Source organism: Streptomyces sp. T028 (assembly GCF_048159505.1).
In the GTDB taxonomy this organism is placed as follows: Bacteria; Actinomycetota; Actinomycetes; order Streptomycetales; family Streptomycetaceae; genus Streptomyces.
The window spans coordinates 82,933-104,217 of sequence record NZ_JBLRVZ010000033.1; the positions used below are offsets into that span (position 1 = coordinate 82,933).

Consider the following 21,285-nt stretch of genomic DNA (forward strand, 5'->3'; position numbering starts at 1 on the left):
CCGTGCCCGTCGCCGCCCTGCGTCCCGGGGATCCGCAGGCCGTCGGCGGCCACCGGCTGCTGGGGCGGCTGGGCGCGGGCGGCATGGGCGTGGTCTATCTGGCCCTTACGCCGGGCGGGGCGCTGGTCGCGCTCAAGGTGATCCGCGCCGAGTACGCCGCCGACCCCGCCTTCCGGGTGCGGTTCCGGCGCGAGGCGCAGGCCTTGGGTCGACTGGGCGACCAGGTCGCCGGGCGGGCCGGGGGGCGCTGGCTGGTGCCGGTGACCAGTGCCGACCCGGAGGCCCGCGAGCCCTGGCTGGCCACCGCGTACGTTCCCGGGCCGCCGCTCACCGACGCGGTCGCGCGCTACGGGCCGTTGCCGCCTCAGAGCGTACGGGTGCTCGGCGCCAGGCTGGCCGAGGCGCTGGCGGAGGTGCACGCGGCCGGACTGGTGCACCGGGACGTCAAGCCCGGCAATGTGCTCCTCGCCCTGGACGGGCCGCGGCTCATCGACTTCGGCATCGCACGCTCGGCGGACGCGACCGCGCTCACCGCGAGCGATGTGGTGATCGGCTCCCCCGGCCACCTCTCGCCTGAACAGGCCCAGGCAGGCCGGGCGGAACGGATCGGCCCGCCGAGCGACGTCTTCTCGCTGGCCTGCGTCCTCGCCTTCGCCTCGACCGGCCGCCGCGCCTTCGGCACCGGCACCCCGGCCGCCGTCATCTACCGCACGGTCCACGAGACCCCCGACCTCGACGGCGTACCGGACCCGCTGCTGCCGCTGCTGACCGCCTGCCTGGCGAAGGAACCCGGCGCCCGGCCGGGGGCGGAGGAGGTCCGCGCCGCCCTCGATCCCGGTGCGACGGCCGGCGACGGCTGGCTGCCCGCTCCCCTGCCGGGCCTGATCGCCGAACGGGCGGCACGGGTACTGGAGTTGCCGGTGCCGCAGGCACCGGATGAGGCACACCCGGGGCAGCTCGATGCGACCGAGGTGGCCCACCGGCCGTCGCGGCGGCGTTTCCTGGTCCTCGGGGCGGTCGCGGGGGTGCTCGGGGCCGGTGGCGGCGTGGCGGCGTGGGTGGCCGGACGCTCGGGCGAGGGGTCCGGGGGCGGGACGGGCGGGCAAAGTCCGCTGCCCCGGTACACGATCGGGCTGCACGCCGATCTGAGCGGCGCTCAGAAGAGTTTCGGGCGGGCGCAGGAGCGGGGCGCGCGGCTCGCCGTGGAACAGCACAACGCCCGTGCGGACCGGGACTTCGACCTCGTGCTCCAGGTGCGGGACGACGGCGGGGAGCCCGAGCGGGCCGTGGAGACCGCCGACGCCTTCGCGGCGGACGACACGGTGTACGCCGTGGTCGGTCCCACGACGGACGCGACGGCGGTCGCCGCCCGGGACAGGTACCAGAAGGCGCTGCTGCCCGCGCTGATCGTCTCCGCCAGAGACGATCAGCTGTCCAAGACCTCGGACACGGCGATCTTCCAGCTCAGCCCCAGCGACGTCTCCCGGACGACACCGGTCGGCTGGTATCTCACCCACGTCGAGCCCTCCCGCAGGACCGCCGTGATCGACGACCGGGCCGCAGGGCGGACCGGCTGGATCAGCGTCAGGGCGCTCACCGAGTTCCCGCCCTCCCACGACGTCGACGGCACCACCACCCTGCACACAGTCGCCGCCGGGAGCGACGACTTCCGCGCGGCCGTGGAGGCGGCGATCGCCGCCGAGGCCGACGCCCTCGTGTACACCGGTGTCTCCGCCCACCGGGCCGCCCTGTGCGCCCGCGCGGTGCGCGAGGCGGGGTTCACCGGCTCGTGCGCGGCCTTCGAACCGGTGCTGGGTTCCACGTTCCTGGCGGAGGCGGAGGAGGCCGCCGAGGGGTGGGTGTTCGGCGCGACCTACATGGATCCCTCGGCCTCTCCCGCGCCGAAGGCGGCGAAGGCCTTCGCGGCGGCGTACCGGAAGCGCTACGGCGTCGACGAGGTGGGACCGTACGCCGCCGAGGCCTTCGACGCGCTCGGCCTGGCCGCCGAGGGGCTGCGGCTGCTCGGCCGGGACGGGGTGGAGCGGGGCGGTGTGACGCGGCGGCTGCGGACGCTCACCTACCGAGGTGTCTGCAAGAAGGTGTCGTTCAACAGGACGACGCTTCAGCTGGACTACACCCCCGGGCTCTTCCTGTACCAGGTGAAGAAGGGGCGGGCCCGCTTCCTGGGCCAGTACGAGACAGTGACGTGAACGGGTGCCGTGAGTGGTGACGTGGGCGGACCGGTGGGAAACGGGTGAACCCGGGCGACCCCACGGCCGTATGAGGTCACGGCAACCTTTGGGAGGTCCGCGGCGACTTTGGGGCGGACGCTCTCATCACCCTCAAGACCGGAGCCCCGCCCGACCGGAGGACTCGACTGTGACCACCCCTTCGCACCGCCGCCGCTCCCGCCCCCGGCGCCCCACCGCTCTGGTCTCCGCCGTCGCGGTGACCGCCGTGGCGCTCGTCGTGTCGCTGGCCGTGGCCTTCCGCCCGGGTGGTGGGACCGCCGACGTGCGGGAAGCGGCCAAGCCCGTCGCCGGCACCCGGGTGAGCGGGTCGCCGACGTCCGGGGCACCGTCGGCCTCCGCGTCCCCGAAGCCCTCCGCGAGCGCCACGAACTCCGCGAGCCCGACGGCCCGTGCGTCCGCGTCCCGCTCGGCCGCGGCCGCCGCGTCCGCCCGCGCGAAGGCCACCACCGCCGCGCCCCCGAAGACGTCCGCGACTGGCTCCCTGGCGGGCCGGATCCGCCCCGGCACCACCTACACCGGAGTCGCCACCTCCTACGACATCGGCAACGGCGACGGCGCCTGCTCCTACGGCCCCACCTCCGACGTGATGACAGCGGCGATGAACACCGCCGACTACGAGACGTCGAAGGCGTGCGGCGCGTTCGTGGCCGTCCACGCGGGCGGCAAGTCCATCACCGTCCGCATCACCAACGAGTGCCCGGCGCCCTGCCAGGCGGGCCAGCTCGACCTCAGCCAGCAGGCGTTCGCCAAGCTGGCCCCGCTGTCGGCCGGCCGGATCCAGATCACCTGGAACCTGCTCAGCCCGGATACGAGCGACAAGATCTCGATCCGCTACAAGACGGGCTCCAGCCAGTACTGGTGCGGCGTCCAGGCCATCGGCCACCGCAACCCGCTGGCCCGCCTGGAGGTCCGTGCGGGCGGCTCCTGGGTCCGGCTGGCGCGCACCGAGTACAACTACTTCCTCTCCGAGTCGGGAACCGGCTGCGGCGGCGCGATCCGGCTCACCGACATCTACGGCGAGCAGCTGACGGTCGAGGGGATCGCCGTGAAGCCGGACGCCGTGCAGTCGACGGGGGTCCAGTTCGCCCGCCGCTGACCGGCGGGGCCGATACTCGGGGCATGGCTACGGATCTTCATGAGCTGCTGAGGTCACTGCGGGTGTGGGACCCGGAGGTGACGCGGCTGCCTCTCTTCGACCCGGAGCAGGCCCCCGACACCCCGGTGGACCTCTTCACAGCCTGGTTCGCCGAGGCGGTGGCGTCGGGTGAGCGGGAGCCGCACACCATGACGCTGGCCACGGCCGACGAGGAGGGTCTGCCGGACGCCCGGATCGTGATGCTGCACGGCGCCGACGCGACCGGCTGGTCCTTCGCGACCCACGCCACCAGCCGCAAGGGCCGCCAGCTCGCCGCCCGCCCGTACGCGGCGCTCACCTTCTACTGGCCCGTGCTGGGCCGCCAGGTCCGCGTCCGGGGCCCGGTCACCTCCGCGCCCTCCGGCGAGGCCCAGGCCGACCTGCACGCCCGCTCCACGGGCGCCCTGGCCGCCGCCCTGACGGGCCACCAGAGCGAGCCGCTCTCCTCGCCGGAGGAACTGGCGGCCGTGTCCCAGGCGGCCTGGGAGGAGGCACAGCGGAACCCGACGGCCGAGTCGCCGACCTGGACCCTGTACCGCCTCCACCCACAGGAGGTGGAGTTCTTCCAGGGCGAGGAGAGGCGCCGCCACGTACGCCTGACGTACCGGCGGGACGACGAGGGCTGGTCACGGCAGTTGCTGTGGCCCTGACGAGCGAAGGTACGGCGTACCGTTCAGGCCGCGCGTTCCTCGAACACCACGGTGTTGCTCCCGTCGGAGACCAGGTGCAGGTCCACCGTGACGTCCAGCGCGGCCGCCAGCCTGACCAGCAGGTCGGCGGTGAGCGGAAGCATCCCGCCGACCTCCACCGTCTCCACTTCGTCCTCGGTCATCCCCAGGCGACGCCCCAGTGCGTCCTGCGTCAGCCCGAGCGCGACACGGCGGTCGTACACCAGCTGCCCCAGCGCGTAGGCCAGCCGGATCTGCTCACGCTCCGCGACCACCGACGCCGGTTCGGCGGCTCGATCGGCCGCTTTCCGCTCCCGCGACAGCTTCCAGCGGGTATGACTCACTGGTCCTCCCGGAACTCACGAGTGAACTCGTCATGTGCGGGGCCATGCTCGGCCTCGCACAGCTCTTTCGCCAGCCTGGCACGCTTGACCTCGGCATCCTCCCGCATCCGGGTCTTCCGGAACATGGTGAGCAGCACGATCCTTCGCTGGGGTGCCAGCCAGTAACTCACTCGCGTGGCACATCCGCCCAGAACGAACCGCAGCTCGCGTACTCCCTCTCCCAGGTGACGAGAGTGCGGCTCGCCCAGGGTCGTCGGAGCCCGCGCGAGAAGTTCGGCCAGTCCCGCACTTCCGGCTCCAGCTCGATCACGTAGGGCTCGGTCACGTGGTGAACGTAGTGGGATCTCACGGAGAGCAGATCCGGTTTCCGGCGCCGTCACCCGTACGAGCGCCCTCCCCCGAGATAACCGGCGGCCCCCGCGCGCGGCAGCACCGCCCACATCCGGGTGCCTCCGCCCGGTTCGCGGTCGCCGCCGATGCCCCAGTCGCCGTGGCAGGCCCGTACGACCTCGTCCAGGACGCGCAGGGACACCCGGCGGGACAGGACGCAGATGGCACCGAGGCGGGCGTGGGTGTGGCGGGGGTGGCCGTCGTAGACCGTGACGCGCAGGTTGTCGTCGCGGTGCCGCAGGGAGACGTACACCTCGTTGGTCGCGGACAAGCGGCAGGCGCAGGCGGTCAGTTCGCTGACGACCTGGACGACCGCGTCGGTCACCTCGGGCAGACCGTGCGCCCTGAGGATCGCGCGGGTCGCGGCACGGGCGACGCCGGGACTTCGCGGGGCCGCGGGGAGCGTGAAGCTGTAGAGGAGGTTCTCCGGGAGTGCGGGGACGAAGGGGGCGTCAGCGGGGGCGATGGTCGGCGAAGGGCAGGACACGGTCTCGAGGTGCACGGCAACTCCCTTGTCTCATGGGGGTGTTCCACCCAGTGGCCTGTCTCCCTGACACGCGCACACCCCTCCCAGGGGAGGAGAAGGCGGGCGGGCACGTGTGATGCGCTTCCGGGCGGATTCGTAACGGCTCTGTGGTCGAGCCATGACTGACTGTAGAGATGGCCGGGTTACAGTGTCCAGGCAAACGGAGGTAATTACCTCCATCGGGATGGACTTGGGCGACTGCCACCGCCAGACTTGAGGCGTCCACAGCGCGAAGGGGCAGGCATGACCACAAGAAGCACTCCGACCGAGCGGCAGAAGCGCCTCGGCGCGGAGATGCGGAAAATGCGGGTCGCGGCGGGGGTCACCACCGAGTACGCCGCCGGCCTTCTCGGCATCAACAGGACGCGGCTCTCCAACATGGAGTCGGGCATCCGCCCGTTCTCAGCCGAACGGATCCGCACTCTCGCCTGCAACTACGTCTGTCCCGACGAGGGTTACGTCGACGCGCTGATCGCCATCGCCGAGGACAAGGAACGAGGCTGGTGGGAGCAGTATCGCGGCACCCTACCCGCAGGCCTGCTGGACATCGCCGAGTTGGAGTGGCACGCAGCTCAGGTACAGACCGTGCAGTTCATGCACGTACCCGGACTCCTCCAGACCGAGGACTACGCGCGCGGTGTCTTCACAGCCGTACTGCCACCCATTCGGCGACTCGACGTCGAGTTGCGCGTGGCCCACCGCATGGAACGTCAGCAGGTGTTCGCCCGCCACCTGCGCTACGTCGCATACGTCCACGAGGCGGCGCTGCGTATGCGGTTCGGTGGCCCTGAGACCACCCGAGACCAGCTCAAGCACCTGGCGGAACGGTCCGAGCAGGACGGTATCGACGTACGAATCATCCCCATGCACGTCAGCGGCTTCCCCGGAGCGGGGCACGCCATGCTCTACGCGATCGGTCCCGTACCCCGCCTGGACACCGTGCAGCTGGACTCCGCACATGGGCCGGTATTCACCGACGCGGAGGCCCAACTCACCAAGTACCGTGCACACCTGGACTGGATGGACCAGGCAGCGCTGCCGTCGGCAGCCTCCCGCGACCTCATCCTCGACATCGCCCGTGAACTCTGAGGAAGCCATGCGAACCGAGATCACCTGGGAAGACCCCTACTGCGGCGAAGGCAACAACTGCTTCCGCATAGGCACCGACCCCACCGGCAACGCCTATATCGCCGTCGCCGGACAGGAGGACACCCCCCTCACCGACACCCGCGAAGCCCTCCGCGCCCTCATCCTGGAGATCAAGGCGGGGAAGGCCGACCATTTGCTGTAGGGCGTGAGCCGTTCGGCCCCGTACCGTTTGCCGCTCCTTCACTGATCGCCTGTGATGATTCAGGACTTTCCCGATCTTCGGGACGAATCTCGCGGAGGTATCAGTGACATTCCGTCAGTGGAGCGTGGGCCTGGCCGTGACGGCCGGGCTCGCCGGTTCCGTGCTGCTCGGCGCGCCCTCGTCCGCCGTGGCCGCCGACCGGCCAGTGGCACGGCAGCCCATCACCGCGCCGCTGCCCGTCGCACGGGCGGAAGGCAAGGGCAAGCACCAGGACAAGGACAAGGCACGGCAGGGGTACGGAGACCCGGCGCCGGACGGCGCCCGCCCCCGGCAGCTGTCCTGCCTGGGGCTGGTGCCGTCGCCCTACCCGTACGCGCACACGCCGTACTACTGCAACGACTGGCGGTTCGGCCCGGCCCGGCTGCCCGACTCCGGTCTCATCGGTGCCACCCTCGAGGGCTACAACCGGTTCGGCACCCTGACGCCCGTCGAGTTCCTCAACAAGTGGTGGGACCCCAACCTGGAGCACGGCATCGGCGACTGGAAGTACTCGCTGATCCCGGACGACGGCTTCGACCACAACGCCCAGGGCGTGCCCATCGCGACCGAGGCGACCCTCCCGGTCGGCCAGCTGGTGGACCGCTTCGGAAACGAGTTCGGCAAGTTCCTCGCGCCGGCCGGCGCCAAGTACGCGGAGCGGTCGATTCCGCCGTCCGGCCTGAACACCCAGGACCCGCGCTTCCCGTACAACTACCACCTGTACCGGGTGAAGAAGCCGACGCTGGTCTGCGCAGGCCCGACCGCCCCCGCCTTCGAGCAGCCGGGGCAGGGGGTGCAGTACGTGACCTCGGTCGCGACGACGGCGACGTACTGCCCGAATGTGAAGACCGGCGCCACGGTGAGCTCCCTCATCAACAGCGGCAACCTGGAACGCGCCAACTGACGCCGGACGCGGGACGAAGGAGGGGCCGGGGCATGGATCGGCACGGACTGTGCGAGGCGCTGCGCGCGGCCGGTGTCCCCGCCGGGCTGTACGAGATCGCCGACTGCCCCGCCCCACCCGGCACACCCCGGCCGGAGGACCGCCTCTACCTGGAGGAGGACGAGGGTGGCTGGGTCGTGGGCGTACGGCAGCGCGGCGTACGCAGCGTCCTGGAGCGGTTCCCCGACGAGGACCGGGCCTGTCGAGCTCTCTACGCCAGGCTGACCGACCCGGGGCCGCCGTCCGTGCCGCTCACCGCCGAGGAATGGGCGCGGCTGCTGGGCCCTCTCGGCCCCTGAGTCACTCCCCGAACCGGTACACCGCGTAGTCCGCCACCGGGCGGTAGCCGATGCGCTGGTAGAGGCCGTTGCTGGTGGGGTTGGCGAGGGCGGTGAAGAGGAGGACCTCCCGGGCACCGGAGGCACGTGCGGCACGGCTGACCTCGGCGGTCGCGGCGCCCGCGTAGCCCCGGCCGCGCAGGGGGGCGGGGGTGTAGACGGGGGCGACGCGCACCTGACCGGCCACCTGCGGGGTCGCACCGGCCATGGAGACGGGGGTGCCGTCGGGGGTCTCCCAGAAGGTGGCACCGCCGTAGGAGATGCGGGCGTCGGCCCAGGCACCGCTGTCCTGGAGGTTGTGCTCGCCCACGCTCTCGCCGAACTCCTCGAACCAGCGGGCCAGCCTGTCGCGGTCGGCGGCACCGGCGACGCGCGGGGCGCCCTCGGGGACGGGCTCCGGAATCGTCAGCTCGCCCAGCCGATAGAGGCGTTGCCGCTGCCACAGCTGCGGCTCGGCGCCGGTGCGCCGCTGCCATGCCTCGGCGAAGGCGGCGGCCGTGTCGCTCGCGCCCGAGACGCCGGGTACCTCGTGCCCGGCGGACGCCAGCCTGACGGCGAGGGCGTCGGCCTGCTCCTCCGTGAGAGGGGTGACGTTGATCCAGTACGGCGGAGTGCGCAGGAACACCGCACCCACCGCGCCGTCCTTCTCCAGCACCCCGAACACGGGGTCCTTGTCGCCGAAGGCGTGCAGGCCCCTGCGGCGCAGTCCGTCCGCCAGCGTCAGCGGGACGGTGTGCATCGCCGGCCGGGAGGCGAGGAAGTCGCCGGCGCGGTCGAGGAACGCGTCGAGGTCATGGGTGAGGTGCCAGTCGTCTGGGTGCATGCCCCGCATGCTGGCGCACCCTCCGGCCGTACCGCCCCCGAATTTACGGCCCCTCCGGCTCCGGGTCCGTCGCCAGGCGGCCGTGCAGGTGGACGTCCCGGAAGGCGTCCCGGCGCTCCGCCTCCCACATCCCGCCGCGCACGGTCCCCTCGTACAGGAACCCGCACCGCTCGGCGACCCGGCAGGAACCCCCGTGGCCGAGGGCGTGGCCCAGTTCCAGCCGGTGCAGGCCGATCTCGTCGTACGCCCAGCGGGCGGCGAGCAGCAGGGAGCGGGTGGCGACGTGCCGGCCGCGGGCCTCGGGGAGGACCCAGTAGCCGATCACGGCGTTGCGCATGACCCGGTCGATCGCGTTGACGGAGATCTGGCCGAGGACCGTCCCGTCGTCGGTGCCGGTGATGCAGAACGTCATGGCGCGCCCGGCGTCCACGTCCGCGGTCCTGGCCTCCAGGGACTCCCGGGCGCTCGCGGTGTCGGTGATCGTTCTGATCGGGGTGTTCCAGCGCCGGAACTCCGGGTCGGTGTGCCCGCGCAGCCACGCGTCCACGTCCGTGGCGGACGCCGGGTCCCAGCGGCGGAGGGTCAGGCCATGACCGTGGACCTCCGGGGTCTGCGGGGCCGTGTGGGGTTCGTGGATGCCAGTCATCCGGCCATTGAACACCTGAACCCCGTTCGTACAGGGAACCGTTTTCCGCCCCGCCACGTCACCGACGTACAAGGGACACGGGGGAGGCCATGTGGTGATGCAGGGGACAGGGCGCACCAGGACACCGGAGGAGCGGCGGCGCCGGATGCGCAGGGCGGCCCTCGGCGGCGCCGCGCTCGTCGCGATCCCGGCGGTCGCACAGCTCACCGCCGACGGCCGCTCCCTCGGCCTCGACTGGTGGATCGTCCTGTCGATCGCCCTCGTGCTGGGTGCCGTGGGAGCGTGGGGAGGCGCGCGGCTCGGCCGGGAGGAGGCCGCCCGGCAGGACGCGGTGGAGGAGCAGCTGGAGCCGGGCGAGACCGTCCTCAGCACGTACGGGGTGTGGCCCCCGTCCGTCCCCCCGCGCAAACTCGCCGACCACGAGCACCCGCCGTACGTGCTGCACCTGACCACACGGCGCCTGCACTTCTGGGAGAACAACACGCTGAGCTGGGCCTACCCGTGGCGTGAGGTGCGGCTGACGGGCGGCGACGGGCCACGTGTGCGGATCGACACCCAGGACGGGCGGTCCGTCGTGATGACCATGAACAACCAACAGGCCCTCGAGACGATCCTGCTCGCGGGCCGCCGGATGTCCGCCCGCTGACGCCGCCCTCACACACGGCGGAACACCGGCACCCCCTCCCGGAAGGCCACCTCCAGCTCCATCCCGGCCCGCAACTCCCCCGCACCCACCACCTCGGTGGACATCCGGGGCCCCTCGGCCAGGTCGACGACGGCCGCGACGTACGGGGTCCGCTCCCCGAACGGCGGCAGGTCGTTGCGGTGGACGACCGACCACGTGTACAGCGTGGCCCGGCCGCTCGCGTCCTCCCAGGTCACGTCCTCGCTCCAGCAGTGCGGGCAGAACTCGCGGGGGTAGTGGTGGGCCCGTGCGCAGGCCCCGCAGCGGCGGATCAGCAGCCGACTCTCGGCGGCCGCGTCCCAGTAGGTGCGGGTGAAGGCGTCGGCCTCGGGGACGTCGTGTCGCGCGCTCACAGGAAGAGCCCCAGGGCGTTGTCCACGGACCAGGTCTGCCACGCCATCCCGCCCAGCCCGACGACCGAGATCAGCGCCATCATGCCGTTCTGGCCCTGCTCGGCCCAGTCGTGGATCATGAGGACGAGGTAGATCAGGTTGAGGAGCAGGCCTGCGACCAGGGCGATCGGGGTGAGGAAGCCCGCGATCAGGCCGAGGCCCAGGGCGAGTTCGGCGTAGACGACGATGTACGCCATCACGCGCGGGCGTGGCTGGACGACGACCGCGAAGCCCGAACGTACGGCGTTCCAGCGGTGCTTGGCCGCCACGTCCGCCGCCCAGGAGATGCCGGAGCCCTCGAACCAGCTCTTCTTCTCCTTGTGCCGCCAGCTCTCCAGCCACCACAGCCCGAGCCCGATCCGCAGCACCGCCAGCCACTGGGCACCGTCGAGCCAGATCGCATCCATGAATCTGACGGTACGTCAGATGGACGGATCCGGGAAGCCCGCAGGACCGCCCGGGAAGCCCGTGGAACCTGTGCGCCCGCCATGAAGCTGTGGGGTCCCCATGAATACCCGGGGATTGTTGGCAATTTTGTTCGCACCCTCGGTACGTTCACACCGCAAGCAGAGAAACCGAGGGAGTCGAACCGTGAAGCACAGGGCAGTCAAGCGCAGGTCGGTCGTCATCGGCATCGGCGCCACCGCCGGAGTCGCCGCGGTGGGCGGCATCGCCCTGAACGCACAGGCCTCCGACACGTCCTCGTCGGGCTCGTCGGGCTCGTCGTCATCCTCGGACTCCCTGGTCTTCGACCCGGACGCCTACACCGAGCTGACGACGACCGTCACGGACACCGACGGCGACGAGCACGCGGTGACGTACCACTTCTGGAAGGCGATCACCTACGTCGCCAACCCCGTGGACGCCACCTACCAGTCGCTGATCGTCAGCGCCCCGGTCGAGATCGACGGCGAGACGGTCGACCCGAGCAACGCGCCGATCCTGCTCGCGAACTCCATCGGCGGGTACATGCCGTCCTCGGTCGCGGACGCCACCGGGGTCGGTGCGGGCGGGGGCGGCGGCATGCCCGGCGGCACCCTCCCCTCCGGCGCGGCCGACGCCTCGGCCGCCCCGAACGCGAACGAGAACACCAACGCGACCGGCGGCGCCACCTCCTCCAACCAGCTGCTGGCCCTGGCCGCCGGGTACGTCGTCATCGAGCCCGGCGCCCGCGGCCGTACGCTCAAGAACTCCGACGGCGAGTACTACGGCGTCGCCCCCGCCGCGATCGTCGACCTCAAGGCGGCCGTGCGCTACATCCGGTCCAACAAGGGCCGCATCCCGGGCAACACCGACCGGATCGTCTCCGCGGGCACCAGCGCCGGCGGCGCCCTGTCCGCGCTGCTCGGCGCGTCCGGCGACAGCCCCCTCTACGACAAGCTCCTGAAGGAGCTCGGCGCCGCCGACGCCTCCGACGCGATCTTCGCGACCGGCGCCTGGTGCCCGATCACCGACCTGGACCACGCCGACGGCGCCTACGAGTGGAACTGGGGTTCCAACGCCACCGGCTCCGGCTCCAAGGTCGACCAGACCGTGTCGAAGGCACTGCAGGCGCAGTTCGCCGAGTACCAGGCCGGGCTGCGGCTCAAGGGCCTCGACGGCACCCGGCTGACCGCCCGCAACTACGACGAGTACCTGGTCAAGCAGTACCTGGAGCCCTCGGCCACCCGGTACCTCACCGCCCTCTCGGACTCCGACCGCGCGACCTACCTCGCCTCGAACACCTTCATCACCTGGAAGAACGGCAAGGCCACCTTCTCCTGGGACGACTTCCTCACCCACGTCGGCGCCCGCAAGAAGACCACCCCGGCCTTCGATGCCTTCGACCTGTCGGCCGGCGAGAACAACCTCTTCGGCAAGGGCACCAGCGAGACCCGTCACTTCACGGCGTACAGCCTGAAGCACGACACCGCCGGAGTCACCGGCAAGCGCCTCGACAGCGACATCCCCGAGGTGCTGCGGCTGATGAACCCGATGTACTTCCTCGTCGACAAGCCCAACCAGGCCCGCACGAAGCACTGGTGGATCCGCCTCGGCACCAACGACTCGGACACCTCGCACACGGTCTCCGCCAACCTCGCCGCCGCCGCGCACACCCTCGGCGACGACGTGAACCACCTCTACTACTGGGACGAGGGCCACGGCGCCAACACCGACCCGGGCGACTTCATCACCTGGATCGCAAAGGTGACCGGACACAGGACGAAGGCAAAGAACTGAGCGCGACCGACCACCGAGCCGTACCCTCCAGGGGTACCCCTGAACGCGGCGGCGTCCGTTTCCCGTCATAGCTACTGACGCCGTCCGCCCGCGACGCCTGGCCCAAGCGCACCTGGACCAGGCGTCGCACCCTGCCCCACGCGTCCTCGCACGTTTCTCACAATGAAGTGGCCTACGCCACAAGTCCTCCATACAACTCCCCCAAGCGTGATCGATCCGCAACCAATTCCGGTCTTGACCGAGACCCAACAATCTCCCGCGTGATTACGCTCGCGCCCATGGACGACTCCGCACCGCCCGCGATCACCACCGCGAACCCCGCCGACCGCCCCGTCTACGTCATCGGCGGCGGCCCCGGCGGACTCGCCACCGCGTACGCCCTGCGCGCCCAGGGGATACGCGCCGTCGTCGTGGAGAAGGCCGACCGGGTCGGTGCGTCCTGGAGCCGCCACTACGACCGGCTGCGTCTGCACACCACCCGCCGCCTCTCCGCCCTGCCGGGGCTGAAGATGCCCCGCCGGTTCGGCCGCTGGGTGGCCCGCGACAACGTGGTGCGGTACCTGGAGAAGTACGCCGAGGTCCACGAGCTGGAGATCGTCACCGGAGTCGAGGTCTCCCGGATCGAGCGCACCCCCGACGGCACCGGCTGGCTGCTGCACGCCACCGGCGGCCGTGAACTGACCGGCGCCGCCGTCGTCGTCGCCACCGGCTACAACCACACCCCCTTCCTGCCGGACTGGCCCGGCCGCGACACCTTCACCGGCGACCTCACGCACGCCTCCGCCTACCGCGACGGCAAGCCCTACACCGGCCGTGACGTCCTCGTCGTCGGCGTCGGCAACACCGGCGCCGAGATCGCCGTCGACCTCGTCGAGAGCGGGGCCGAGCGGGTACGGCTGGCGGTGCGCACGGTCCCCCACATCGTGCGCCGCTCGACCGCCGGCTGGCCCGCCCAGTACAGCGGCATCCTCGTCCGCCGTCTCCCCGTCGGGCTCGTCGACCGGATCTCCCGGACGCAGGCCAAACTGAGCATCCCCGATCTGTCGGCCCACGGGCTGCCGCGCCCCGACACCGGGCTCTACACCCGGGCGAAGCAGGGCGCGATCCCGGTGCAGGACGTCGGCCTGATCGACGCGATCCGCAAGGGCCGGGTGGAGGTCGTCGCCGCCGTCGAGGGCTTCGAGGACGGCGGCAAGGTCGTCCTCGCCGACGGCACCCGCATCTCCCCGGACGCCGTCGTCGCCGCCACCGGCTACGTCCGCGCCCTGGAGGGACTGGTCGGCGACCTGAACGTCCTCGACGAACGCGGCCACCCCCTCACCCACGGCCCGCACACCCCGAAGAACGCCCCCGGCCTCTACTTCACCGGCTTCACCACCCCCATCAGCGGCACCCTCCGCGAACTCTCGATCGACGCGGAACGCATCGCCAAGGCCGTGGCCCGCCACCTCGCGCCCTAGACCCGTTTCTCCCCAACTCCCTCCCGTTCTCTGCCTGTTACACGTGTGTCAGATGTGACGAGGGCGTTGTCGTGCGCCCTCGTGCGGAGCCAGAATGTGAGACCTGTTCACCTTTTCGTTCCGCCCCCCTCTCTACGGAGGACGCACGTGGCACGTGAAAGACAGCTCGCCCCCCGCTCCGGCGACGGCCTCTCCCGCCGCTCCCTGCTCGGCCGTACCGCCGCCGTGGCCGCGGGCGCGACCGCCCTCACCGCGACCGCCGCCGGCCCGGCCTCCGCGGCGACCACCCGGGACGTGGACGTCGCGATCGTCGGCGCCGGTCTGGCCGGCCTCACCGCGGCCCGCGACCTGGTCGCGGCCGGCAAGACGGTCGCCGTCCTGGAGGCCCGCGGCCGTGTCGGCGGCCGGGTCCTGAATCTGTCCCTCGCCAACGGCGGGGTGACCGAGGGCGGCGGTGAGTTCATCGGCCCCACCCAGGACCGCATCAAGGCCCTCGCCGACTCCCTGGGCGTGGCCACCTTCGCCACCTACAACACGGGCAACAACCTCCTCTACAAGGACGGGAAGAAAACCCCGTACGCCACCGACGGCGTCCTCGGTTCGGTTCCGCCGATCGACGTGGCCGGGCTCGCCAACGCCGCGATCGTGCAGGCCTCGCTGGACGACATGGCCAAGACGATCCCGGTCGACGCGCCCTGGACCGCCGCCAAGGCGGAGGAATGGGACCGGCAGACCTTCGAGACCTGGCTGCGCGCCAACGCCGTGATCCCGTCGGCCAAGTTCCTCCTGGACGTGGCCTGCACTTCGATCTTCTCGGCCGAACCCCGCGAACTCTCCCTCCTGTTCGTGCTCTTCTACATCGCCGCCGCCGGCAACGAGTCCACCGTCGGCACCCTGGAGCGCCTCACCGAGACCGCGAACGGCGCCCAGGAACTGCGCTTCGTCGGCGGCTCCCAGCAGGTTCCGCTCAAGCTGGCCGCCACCCTCGGCGACCGGGTGGTGCTGAACGCCCCGGTGCGCACGATCGCCCAGTCCGGCAGCAAGTACGTCGTGACCGCCGACGGCATCACCGTCACCGCCAAGAAGGTCGTCGTCGCCGCACCCCCGCCGCTCGCCTCCCGTATCTCCTACGACCCGCTTCTGCCGGCCGGCCGCGACCAGCTCACCCAGCGGCTGCCGATGGCCTCGGTCGCCAAGGCGATCGCGATCTACGACACCCCCTTCTGGCGGGCCGACGGCCTCAACGGCCAGGTCGTCAGCGACACCGGTGTGGTCAGCTCGACCTTCGACAACTCCCCGCCCGACGCCTCGTACGGCGCGCTGATGGGCTTCATCGAGGCCGACGAGGCCCGGGCGTACGACGCGGCGAGCGAGGCCGAGGTCAAGGCGGCCGTACTGAAGGACTATGTGACGTACTTCGGCGAGAAAGCGGCCTCCCCCACGTCCTTCGTCCTGCAACGCTGGAACAACGAGGCCTACACCCGCGGCGGCCCCGTCTCCATCGCCGCGCCCGGCGTCCTGACCCAGTACGGTCCCGCCCTGCGCAAGCCGGTGGGCGGCATCCACTGGGCGGGGACCGAGACCTCGACCTACTGGATGGGCTTCATGGACGGCGCAGTCCGCTCGGGCGAGCGGGTGGCGAGGGAGGTTCTGGCCGTGCTGTAGAGCCGTGGCTCGCCGCTGCCGCCGTCAAAGGTCCGCTCCTTTCTCTCTGCACGCCCATTCCTGACATCCCGTCAGGTATGTAATCTGACAGTGCGTCAGTTACTTGGCAGTCACACAGGAGCGGGCGGACCGATGCTTGGATCAACCCACGGCACCCTCACCACCGACTCCCGCCGGGCCCGGGTCATCGCGTGCGGCGAGCAGCCCGGGCCCGCCGTCCACGGCCGGCCGGCCGACGTCGACGATCTCGACGTCAGCGGCCGGCCGTTGTATTCGACCGTCCCCGATCTGGACCGGTTCTTCCGGCCCGAGTCGGTCGCGGTCATCGGCGCCTCGGACGCCGAGGGACGCCCGAACACCGGTGTCACCCGGCAACTGGTGGGCTGGGCCGAGCGGGTGGGGGCACGGCTGCACCCCGTGCACCCCACCCGCGAGTCCGTCTTCGGCATCCCCTGCGTGGCGTCGGTCGCCGAACTGCCGGAGCAGGTCGACCTGGCCGTGCTCCTGGTCGCCGATCCACTGCCCGTGATCGAGCAACTGGCCGAGGCCAAGGTGCGGTTCGCGGTCGTGTTCGCCTCCGGTTTCGCAGAGACCGGCGAGGAGGGGGCGGCGGCGCAGGCCCGGCTGGCGGCGGCCGTGGAACGCTCCGGCATCCGGCTGCTCGGCCCCAACACCAACCTCAACGCCTTCGAACGGTTCCGCGAGGATCTCACCGGCCCGTCGATCGCGCTGATCACCCAGTCCGGCCACCAGGGCCGCCCGGTCTTCGCCCTCCAGGAGCTGGGCATCCGCCTCTCGCACTGGGCGCCGACGGGCAACGAGGCCGATCTGGAGACCGCCGACTTCCTGTCGTACTTCGCCGAGCGGCCCGAGGTCGGTGCCATCGCCTGTTACGTGGAGGGCCTGAAGGACGGCCGTGCCTTCCTGCTCGCCGCCGACCGGGCGGCCCGGCGCGGGGTCCCGGTGGTCGCGGTGAAGGTGGGCCGCACCGAGACCGGCGCCCGCACCGCCGCCTCCCACACCGGGAAGCTGACCGGCGCGGACGAGGTGGTGGACGCGGCGATGCGGCAGTACGGGGTGATCCGCGTCGACGGCCTGGACGAACTCCAGGACACGGCCGCCCTGCTGGCCCGGGCCCGCCGCCCGCGCGCCGACGGCGTGGTCGTCTACTCGATCTCGGGCGGCACCGGCGCCCACGCGGCCGACCTGGCGACGGCGGCGGGCCTGCGGCTGCCGGTCCTGTCGCCCGCCAAGCAGGCCGAGCTGCACCAGTGGATCCCCGAGTACCTGAACGTGGCCAACCCGGTCGACAACGGCGGGCATCCGGTCGGGGACTGGCGCGGCCGGAAGATCATCGACGCGATCCTCGACGATCCCGAGGTGGGGGTGCTGATCTGCCCGATCACCGGCCCGTTCCCCCCGCTCAGCGATCGTCTGGTGCAGGACCTGGTGGACGCGGCGGAGCAGACGGACAAGCTGGTGTGCGTGGTGTGGGGCTCGCCCGTGGGCACGGAACCGGCCTACCGCGAAGTGCTGCTGGGCTCCTCCCGGGTGGCGACCTTCCGCTCCCTCGGCAACTGCGTCACGGCGGTCCGGGCGCATCTCGAGCACCACCGCTTCGTGAGCGAATACCGCTCGCCCTTCGACCAGGCCCCGCGCACCCCGTCCCCGTCCTACCGCAAGGCGCAGCTGCTGATGCGCCCGGGCCAGCAGCTGAGCGAACACGCGGCGAAGCAGCTGCTGCGGGCGTACGGCATCCGCGTTCCGCGCGAGCAGCTGGTGACCAGTGCGGCGGCGGCCGTGCGGGCGGCGGGGCTGGTCGGCTACCCGGTGGTGATGAAGGCTTCCGGCGCGCAGATCGCCCACAAGACCGAGCTGGGTCTGGTGAAGATCGGCCTGACCTCGGCGAGCCAGGTCCGCGACGCCTACCGCGAACTCACCGACATCGCCCGCTACGAGGGCGTCTCCCTGGACGGTGTCCTGGTCTGCCAGATGGTCGAGCAAGGGGTGGAGATGGTGGTCGGGATGACCCACGACGACCTGTTCGGCCCGACGGTCACGGTCGGTCTCGGCGGGGTCCTGGTGGAGATCCTGCACGACGCCGCTGTGCGCGTGCCCCCCTTCGGCGAGGACCAGGCCCGGGACATGCTGTCGGAACTGCGCGGGAGGGCCCTGCTGGACGGCGTCCGGGGCCGCCCGCCGGCCGATGTCGACGCCCTCGTCGAAGTCGTCCTGCGGGTCCAGCGCATGGCCCTGGAGCTGGGCTCCGACCTGGCCGAGCTCGACATCAACCCGCTGGTGGTACTGCCCTGGGGACAGGGCGCGGTGGCGCTGGACGCGCTGGCGGTGTGTCGCTGAGATGGCCGCCGAGACGACACCTGAGATGAACATGTCCGATACCCCCCGTGAGTACGCGATACCCGCGAAAGCGGGAAAGCCCGGAACGACCGGCAAGCCGGAAATTCCCGCTGAGTCATTGGTACGGCACGCCACTGACAATCACGTCGCGATCCTCACCCTCAACCGCCCCGAATCCCTCAACGCCATCACCCCTGACCTGCGAGAACACCTGATCCAGATTTTTTCCGAGGCATCTGCCGACCCCACCGTCCGGGCCGTCGTCCTCACCGGCGCCGGGCGCGGTTTCTGCGCCGGAGCGGACCTGCGGGGCGGCGCGGCGGCGGGTGACCGTGTCCCCGGCGACGTGGCCCGCACGATCCGCCTCGGCGCCCAGCGCCTGATCGCGGCCGTGCTGGACTGCGAGAAACCGGTGATCGCGGCGGTGAACGGCACGGCGGCGGGCCTCGGCGCGCATCTCGCCTTCGCCTGCGATCTGGTCCTGGCCGCCGAATCGGCCCGGTTCATCGAGGTGTTCGTCCGCCGCGGCCTGGTCCCCGACGGCGGCGGCGCCTACCTCCTCCCCCGCCTGATCGGCCCGCAGCGCGCCAAGGAGCTGATGTTCTTCGGCGACGCGCTCACCGCACCGGACGCCGAACGCCTGGGCCTGGTCAACCGGGTCGTCCCCGACGGCGACCTGGAGAAGACGGCCCGGGAGTGGGCGGCCCGCCTGGCCGCCGGTCCCACCCGCACCCTCGCCCTCACCAAACAGCTGGTCAACGCCTCCCTCGACACCGACCGCAGCACCGCCTTCGCCGCCGAGGCCGCCGCGCAGGAGATCAACATGACGACGGCGGACGCGAGGGAAGGAGTCACGAGCTTCGTGGAGCGGCGGGCGGCCGAGTTCAGGGGACGGTGAGAAGCGGCCGGATCAGCTCTCCGCCGGCTCCAGGATCCGTACCTCTCCTGCGTCCGGGTCCCCGATGAACCGGAACAGTTCGGGCTCGTCGTCGGTCCCGCCGATCGTCCAGGACGTCTCGTCCCCGCAGGTGCTGCCGGTGCCGCTGCCCTCCGCGAGGCGTACCACGACGCTGTCCCACTTCGAGGACTCCTCCCGCTCGAAGGCCCAGGTCCCGGTGCCCTCGCACACCACCGGCTCCTCCCCGGACTCCGCATCCGCCGTCATCCTGGCCAACTCGGCCCGCCCGCCCCGGAGGAGCCGCAGCTCGGCCCCGTTCGCGCCGCGCCAGACGCCGGTGACCTCAGCCGCCGACAGCCGGGGCGGCTCGTACTCCTCGATCAGCCCCGTGACGGTGGCCAGCAGCGCGACCGGGATGGCGAGCACGAACAGCAGGACGGAGCCGACTCCCGCACCCAGCCAGACACCCCAGGCGCCCCACGCCCGCCCGCGCGCGTACGCCATCGCGAGGACCGGCAGCACACCGAGCGCCGCGAGGACGAGAACCGTGGTGCCGAAGGGCCAGTCCCAGAAGGCCGCGGCCGCCGCGGCCCATACGGCCCCGATGAGCGCCGAGGCGGCCAGGTGCCGGACCCAGCGCGGCAACGGGAGGCGGCCGTGCGTGAGTTCGGCGAGGGCGGCGGCCGGCAGGGTCTGGGCCCAGGCCTGCAGCAACCCGAGGACCGGCAGGTACAGGGGTGCGAAGAGGACCACGAAGGCCAGTCCGAGGCCACCGCCGTAGTCGCGGCCGTACGGGTCGGAGGACAGCTCCACGATCCACCGGAGCAGCCAGGCCGCCGGGAGCTGTGCCGCCCCCACCGCGACCGCGGCGGTCACGTCGGCGTCGGCCCGTTTCAGCCCCTTTTTCGTGCTCATGTCACCCCACCCCATGACGGCAGCGTACGCGCGCGTGTCGGAGCCCCTCACGCCCCTTCCTATCTGACATACCGTCAGCTTCAATGAGGACATGATGGGACACGCGGGGATGGCGGCCGCCGCCGTCCGTTACTTGAGGGCGGGCCCGGTCGAACCGCTGCCCCGTCCCGAACTACGCTGCGTCCGTGAGGACGAACGGGCGCCGGTGGACCAGGGCGAGTTCCGGCGCGTGCTGGGGAACTTCGCGTCGGGCGTGACCGTTGTCACCGCGGCGACGCCGGAAGGCCCCGCCGGCTTCGCCTGCCAGTCCTTCTCCTCCCTCTCCCTCGACCCGCCCCTGGTCGCCTTCATGGTCGGCCGTACGTCCACGACCTGGCCGCGCATCGCCCACGCGGGCGTCTTCTGCGTCAACGTCCTCGCCGCGAGCCAGGCCGCGCTGTGCCGCGCCTTCGCGGTGAGCGGCGCCGACAAGTTCGCGGGCGTGCCCCACGACCCGGCACCGGCCACCGGCTCCCCCCGCCTCGCCGGCACGCTCGCGTGGATCGACTGCACCATCCACGCGGTCCACACGGGCGGCGACCACCTCATCGTCGTAGGCCGGGTGGCCGCCCTGGGGACGGCCGACGGGGACACGGAGCAGCCGCTGCTCTTCCACCGGGGCCGGTTCCTCTGAGCGGTGTCCCATCGCCTCATGGACATGGGACACGAGGTGGACACGGGACAAGAGACCGAGGGCGGGCCGTTGCACCCGGGCAAGTACGCGCGCGTGGAGCGGGAGAGGCGGTTCCTGCTGGCCGCGCCCCCGGAGCGGTCGGCGGTGACCGTCACGCGTGCGATCACCGACCGGTACGTGACGGGAACACGCCTACGGCTCCGACGGGCCGTCTTCACGGACGGCCGCCGCGAACTGAAGCTCACCCAGAAGGTCCCGGTGGTCCCGGTCCCGCAGCGCGGTGCGGTTCAGGGCCTGATCACGAACACGTACCTGTCCTCGGCCGAGTACGACGTGCTCGCCGCCCTGCCCGGTGTGCAGCTGTCCAAGACGCGGCTGAGTGTGCCGCCTCTCGGGGTCGACGTGTTCGACGGCCGTCTGCGGGGGCTGGTGCTCGCGGAGGCCGAGTTCACGAGTGACGAGGAGGCACGGTCGTTCGTGCCTCCCGCCGCGTGCGTCGCGGAGGTCACGGACGACGTCCGCTTCACCGGAGGGCGCCTGGTCCACGCCTCCCGCCAGGAGCTTCTCGGATGGCTCGCCGAGTACGGAGTCCGTTGTCCGGAAGGCTCCTGAAGCCATTGAGGA

At 71.7% G+C, this 21,285-nt stretch carries 24 protein-coding genes; 15 read left to right on the top strand and 9 right to left on the bottom strand.

Annotation, left to right across the window (positions count from 1 at the left end; all coding sequences use genetic code 11):
* Positions 1 to 2: 2 nt before the first annotated feature.
* From ACLZN2_RS31010 to ACLZN2_RS31020, 3 genes are all read left to right on the top strand, one after another.
* On the top strand, positions 3 to 2,210 hold the full coding sequence (locus tag ACLZN2_RS31010) for a bifunctional serine/threonine-protein kinase/ABC transporter substrate-binding protein (RefSeq protein WP_416982703.1): 2,208 nt from the start codon (positions 3 to 5) through the stop codon (positions 2,208 to 2,210).
* A 169-nt stretch (positions 2,211 to 2,379) separates the two neighbouring features.
* Complete coding sequence (locus ACLZN2_RS31015; RefSeq protein ID WP_416982704.1) at positions 2,380 to 3,348, top strand: expansin EXLX1 family cellulose-binding protein; 969 nt, start codon at positions 2,380 to 2,382, stop codon at positions 3,346 to 3,348.
* A gap of 23 nt (positions 3,349 to 3,371) precedes the next feature.
* Positions 3,372 to 4,037, top strand: coding sequence for a pyridoxine/pyridoxamine 5'-phosphate oxidase (locus ACLZN2_RS31020; protein ID WP_416982705.1), 666 nt, complete (start codon positions 3,372 to 3,374; stop codon positions 4,035 to 4,037).
* A gap of 23 nt (positions 4,038 to 4,060) precedes the next feature.
* Here the strand turns inward: ACLZN2_RS31020 and ACLZN2_RS31025 are convergent, their stop codons facing one another.
* Genes ACLZN2_RS31025 through ACLZN2_RS31040 form a run of 4 tightly spaced genes read right to left on the bottom strand, consistent with a single transcriptional unit; the run spans position 4,061 to position 5,291 of the window.
* Positions 4,061 to 4,399, bottom strand: coding sequence for a helix-turn-helix domain-containing protein (locus tag ACLZN2_RS31025; protein ID WP_416982706.1), 339 nt, complete (start codon positions 4,397 to 4,399; stop codon positions 4,061 to 4,063).
* On the bottom strand, positions 4,396 to 4,623 hold the full coding sequence (locus ACLZN2_RS31030; protein ID WP_416982734.1) for a hypothetical protein: 228 nt from the start codon (positions 4,621 to 4,623) through the stop codon (positions 4,396 to 4,398). Before ACLZN2_RS31030 ends, ACLZN2_RS31025 begins: the two co-directional genes overlap by 4 nt.
* Positions 4,566 to 4,724 carry a hypothetical protein gene (locus ACLZN2_RS31035; RefSeq protein ID WP_416982736.1) on the bottom strand — a complete coding sequence of 53 codons (159 nt, stop codon included), beginning with the start codon at positions 4,722 to 4,724 and terminating at the stop codon, positions 4,566 to 4,568. Before ACLZN2_RS31035 ends, ACLZN2_RS31030 begins: the two co-directional genes overlap by 58 nt.
* Positions 4,725 to 4,775: 51 nt before the next feature.
* A complete protein-coding gene (locus tag ACLZN2_RS31040) occupies positions 4,776 to 5,291 on the bottom strand; it encodes an ATP-binding protein (RefSeq protein WP_416982707.1) in 516 nt (171 codons plus the stop codon).
* Between the two features lie 267 nt (positions 5,292 to 5,558).
* On the opposite strand from ACLZN2_RS31040, the gene ACLZN2_RS31045 reads away from it, so the two are divergent.
* The 4 genes from ACLZN2_RS31045 to ACLZN2_RS31060 all read left to right on the top strand — a co-directional run bounded on the left by ACLZN2_RS31045 (position 5,559) and on the right by ACLZN2_RS31060 (position 7,887).
* Positions 5,559 to 6,404: a helix-turn-helix domain-containing protein gene (locus tag ACLZN2_RS31045; RefSeq protein ID WP_416982708.1), complete on the top strand. Its 846-nt coding sequence runs from the start codon at positions 5,559 to 5,561 to the stop codon at positions 6,402 to 6,404.
* A 7-nt stretch (positions 6,405 to 6,411) separates the two neighbouring features.
* The gene (locus ACLZN2_RS31050) at positions 6,412 to 6,606 is read left to right on the top strand and encodes a hypothetical protein (protein ID WP_416982709.1); all 195 of its coding nucleotides are present in this window, start codon (positions 6,412 to 6,414) and stop codon (positions 6,604 to 6,606) included.
* 103 nt (positions 6,607 to 6,709) lie between these two features.
* On the top strand, positions 6,710 to 7,549 hold the full coding sequence (locus tag ACLZN2_RS31055) for a TNT domain-containing protein (RefSeq protein WP_416982710.1): 840 nt from the start codon (positions 6,710 to 6,712) through the stop codon (positions 7,547 to 7,549).
* A gap of 32 nt (positions 7,550 to 7,581) precedes the next feature.
* Entirely contained in the window at positions 7,582 to 7,887 is a 306-nt protein-coding gene (locus ACLZN2_RS31060; RefSeq protein WP_416982711.1) for a hypothetical protein, read from the top strand.
* 1 nt (position 7,888) lies between these two features.
* On the opposite strand, the gene ACLZN2_RS31065 is transcribed toward ACLZN2_RS31060, so the two are convergent.
* Positions 7,889 to 8,749: a GNAT family N-acetyltransferase gene (locus ACLZN2_RS31065; protein ID WP_416982712.1), complete on the bottom strand. Its 861-nt coding sequence runs from the start codon at positions 8,747 to 8,749 to the stop codon at positions 7,889 to 7,891.
* A 43-nt stretch (positions 8,750 to 8,792) separates the two neighbouring features.
* Positions 8,793 to 9,395: a GNAT family N-acetyltransferase gene (locus tag ACLZN2_RS31070; protein WP_416982713.1), complete on the bottom strand. Its 603-nt coding sequence runs from the start codon at positions 9,393 to 9,395 to the stop codon at positions 8,793 to 8,795.
* A 97-nt stretch (positions 9,396 to 9,492) separates the two neighbouring features.
* Between ACLZN2_RS31070 and ACLZN2_RS31075 the strand changes: the two genes are divergently transcribed.
* Positions 9,493 to 10,041, top strand: a complete 549-nt coding sequence (locus ACLZN2_RS31075) for a hypothetical protein (protein WP_416982714.1) — start codon at positions 9,493 to 9,495, stop codon at positions 10,039 to 10,041.
* A gap of 8 nt (positions 10,042 to 10,049) precedes the next feature.
* Here ACLZN2_RS31075 and ACLZN2_RS31080 read toward each other — a convergent pair whose 3' ends face one another.
* Positions 10,050 to 10,433, bottom strand: a complete 384-nt coding sequence (locus ACLZN2_RS31080; protein ID WP_416982715.1) for a Zn-ribbon domain-containing OB-fold protein — start codon at positions 10,431 to 10,433, stop codon at positions 10,050 to 10,052.
* Complete coding sequence (locus ACLZN2_RS31085; RefSeq protein WP_416982716.1) at positions 10,430 to 10,879, bottom strand: DoxX family protein; 450 nt, start codon at positions 10,877 to 10,879, stop codon at positions 10,430 to 10,432. The genes ACLZN2_RS31080 and ACLZN2_RS31085 overlap by 4 nt, the downstream gene beginning before the upstream one ends.
* Before the next feature lie 184 nt (positions 10,880 to 11,063).
* Between ACLZN2_RS31085 and ACLZN2_RS31090 the strand changes: the two genes are divergently transcribed.
* The 5 genes from ACLZN2_RS31090 to ACLZN2_RS31110 all read left to right on the top strand — a co-directional run bounded on the left by ACLZN2_RS31090 (position 11,064) and on the right by ACLZN2_RS31110 (position 19,073).
* Entirely contained in the window at positions 11,064 to 12,692 is a 1,629-nt protein-coding gene (locus ACLZN2_RS31090) for a subtype B tannase (protein WP_416982717.1), read from the top strand.
* 278 nt (positions 12,693 to 12,970) lie between these two features.
* Positions 12,971 to 14,152 (top strand): flavin-containing monooxygenase, encoded by a 1,182-nt coding sequence (locus ACLZN2_RS31095; protein ID WP_416982718.1) that lies wholly within the window; start codon positions 12,971 to 12,973, stop codon positions 14,150 to 14,152.
* A gap of 147 nt (positions 14,153 to 14,299) precedes the next feature.
* Positions 14,300 to 15,817, top strand: coding sequence for a flavin monoamine oxidase family protein (locus tag ACLZN2_RS31100; RefSeq protein ID WP_416982719.1), 1,518 nt, complete (start codon positions 14,300 to 14,302; stop codon positions 15,815 to 15,817).
* Positions 15,818 to 15,949: 132 nt separating this feature from the next.
* Positions 15,950 to 18,175, top strand: a complete 2,226-nt coding sequence (locus tag ACLZN2_RS31105) for an acetate--CoA ligase family protein (protein WP_416982720.1) — start codon at positions 15,950 to 15,952, stop codon at positions 18,173 to 18,175.
* A 25-nt stretch (positions 18,176 to 18,200) separates the two neighbouring features.
* On the top strand, positions 18,201 to 19,073 hold the full coding sequence (locus tag ACLZN2_RS31110; protein ID WP_416982721.1) for an enoyl-CoA hydratase/isomerase family protein: 873 nt from the start codon (positions 18,201 to 18,203) through the stop codon (positions 19,071 to 19,073).
* A gap of 12 nt (positions 19,074 to 19,085) precedes the next feature.
* Here the strand turns inward: ACLZN2_RS31110 and ACLZN2_RS31115 are convergent, their stop codons facing one another.
* Positions 19,086 to 19,988 (bottom strand): hypothetical protein, encoded by a 903-nt coding sequence (locus ACLZN2_RS31115; RefSeq protein WP_416982722.1) that lies wholly within the window; start codon positions 19,986 to 19,988, stop codon positions 19,086 to 19,088.
* 94 nt (positions 19,989 to 20,082) lie between these two features.
* On the opposite strand from ACLZN2_RS31115, the gene ACLZN2_RS31120 reads away from it, so the two are divergent.
* Both ACLZN2_RS31120 and ACLZN2_RS31125 read left to right on the top strand, forming a co-directional pair.
* Positions 20,083 to 20,661, top strand: a complete 579-nt coding sequence (locus ACLZN2_RS31120; RefSeq protein ID WP_416982735.1) for a flavin reductase family protein — start codon at positions 20,083 to 20,085, stop codon at positions 20,659 to 20,661.
* A gap of 18 nt (positions 20,662 to 20,679) precedes the next feature.
* Complete coding sequence (locus tag ACLZN2_RS31125) at positions 20,680 to 21,273, top strand: hypothetical protein (RefSeq protein ID WP_416982723.1); 594 nt, start codon at positions 20,680 to 20,682, stop codon at positions 21,271 to 21,273.
* Positions 21,274 to 21,285: the final 12 nt, after the last annotated feature.

What these genes read in the sequence shown, in the direction of transcription:
- ACLZN2_RS31020 (WP_416982705.1), top strand. Translation starts at nt 3,372, where the DNA reads ATGGCTACGGATCTTCATGAGCTGCTGAGGTCACTGCGGGTGTGGGAC.
- ACLZN2_RS31045 (WP_416982708.1), top strand. Translation starts at nt 5,559, where the DNA reads ATGACCACAAGAAGCACTCCGACCGAGCGGCAGAAGCGCCTCGGCGCG.
- ACLZN2_RS31050 (WP_416982709.1), top strand. Translation starts at nt 6,412, where the DNA reads ATGCGAACCGAGATCACCTGGGAAGACCCCTACTGCGGCGAAGGCAAC.
- ACLZN2_RS31060 (WP_416982711.1), top strand. Translation starts at nt 7,582, where the DNA reads ATGGATCGGCACGGACTGTGCGAGGCGCTGCGCGCGGCCGGTGTCCCC.
- ACLZN2_RS31065 (WP_416982712.1), bottom strand. Translation starts at nt 8,749, where the DNA reads ATGCACCCAGACGACTGGCACCTCACCCATGACCTCGACGCGTTCCTC.
- ACLZN2_RS31070 (WP_416982713.1), bottom strand. Translation starts at nt 9,395, where the DNA reads ATGACTGGCATCCACGAACCCCACACGGCCCCGCAGACCCCGGAGGTC.
- ACLZN2_RS31075 (WP_416982714.1), top strand. Translation starts at nt 9,493, where the DNA reads ATGCAGGGGACAGGGCGCACCAGGACACCGGAGGAGCGGCGGCGCCGG.
- ACLZN2_RS31085 (WP_416982716.1), bottom strand. Translation starts at nt 10,879, where the DNA reads ATGGATGCGATCTGGCTCGACGGTGCCCAGTGGCTGGCGGTGCTGCGG.
- ACLZN2_RS31095 (WP_416982718.1), top strand. Translation starts at nt 12,971, where the DNA reads ATGGACGACTCCGCACCGCCCGCGATCACCACCGCGAACCCCGCCGAC.
- ACLZN2_RS31105 (WP_416982720.1), top strand. Translation starts at nt 15,950, where the DNA reads ATGCTTGGATCAACCCACGGCACCCTCACCACCGACTCCCGCCGGGCC.
- ACLZN2_RS31110 (WP_416982721.1), top strand. Translation starts at nt 18,201, where the DNA reads ATGAACATGTCCGATACCCCCCGTGAGTACGCGATACCCGCGAAAGCG.
- ACLZN2_RS31115 (WP_416982722.1), bottom strand. Translation starts at nt 19,988, where the DNA reads ATGAGCACGAAAAAGGGGCTGAAACGGGCCGACGCCGACGTGACCGCC.
- ACLZN2_RS31120 (WP_416982735.1), top strand. Translation starts at nt 20,083, where the DNA reads ATGGGACACGCGGGGATGGCGGCCGCCGCCGTCCGTTACTTGAGGGCG.
- ACLZN2_RS31125 (WP_416982723.1), top strand. Translation starts at nt 20,680, where the DNA reads ATGGACATGGGACACGAGGTGGACACGGGACAAGAGACCGAGGGCGGG.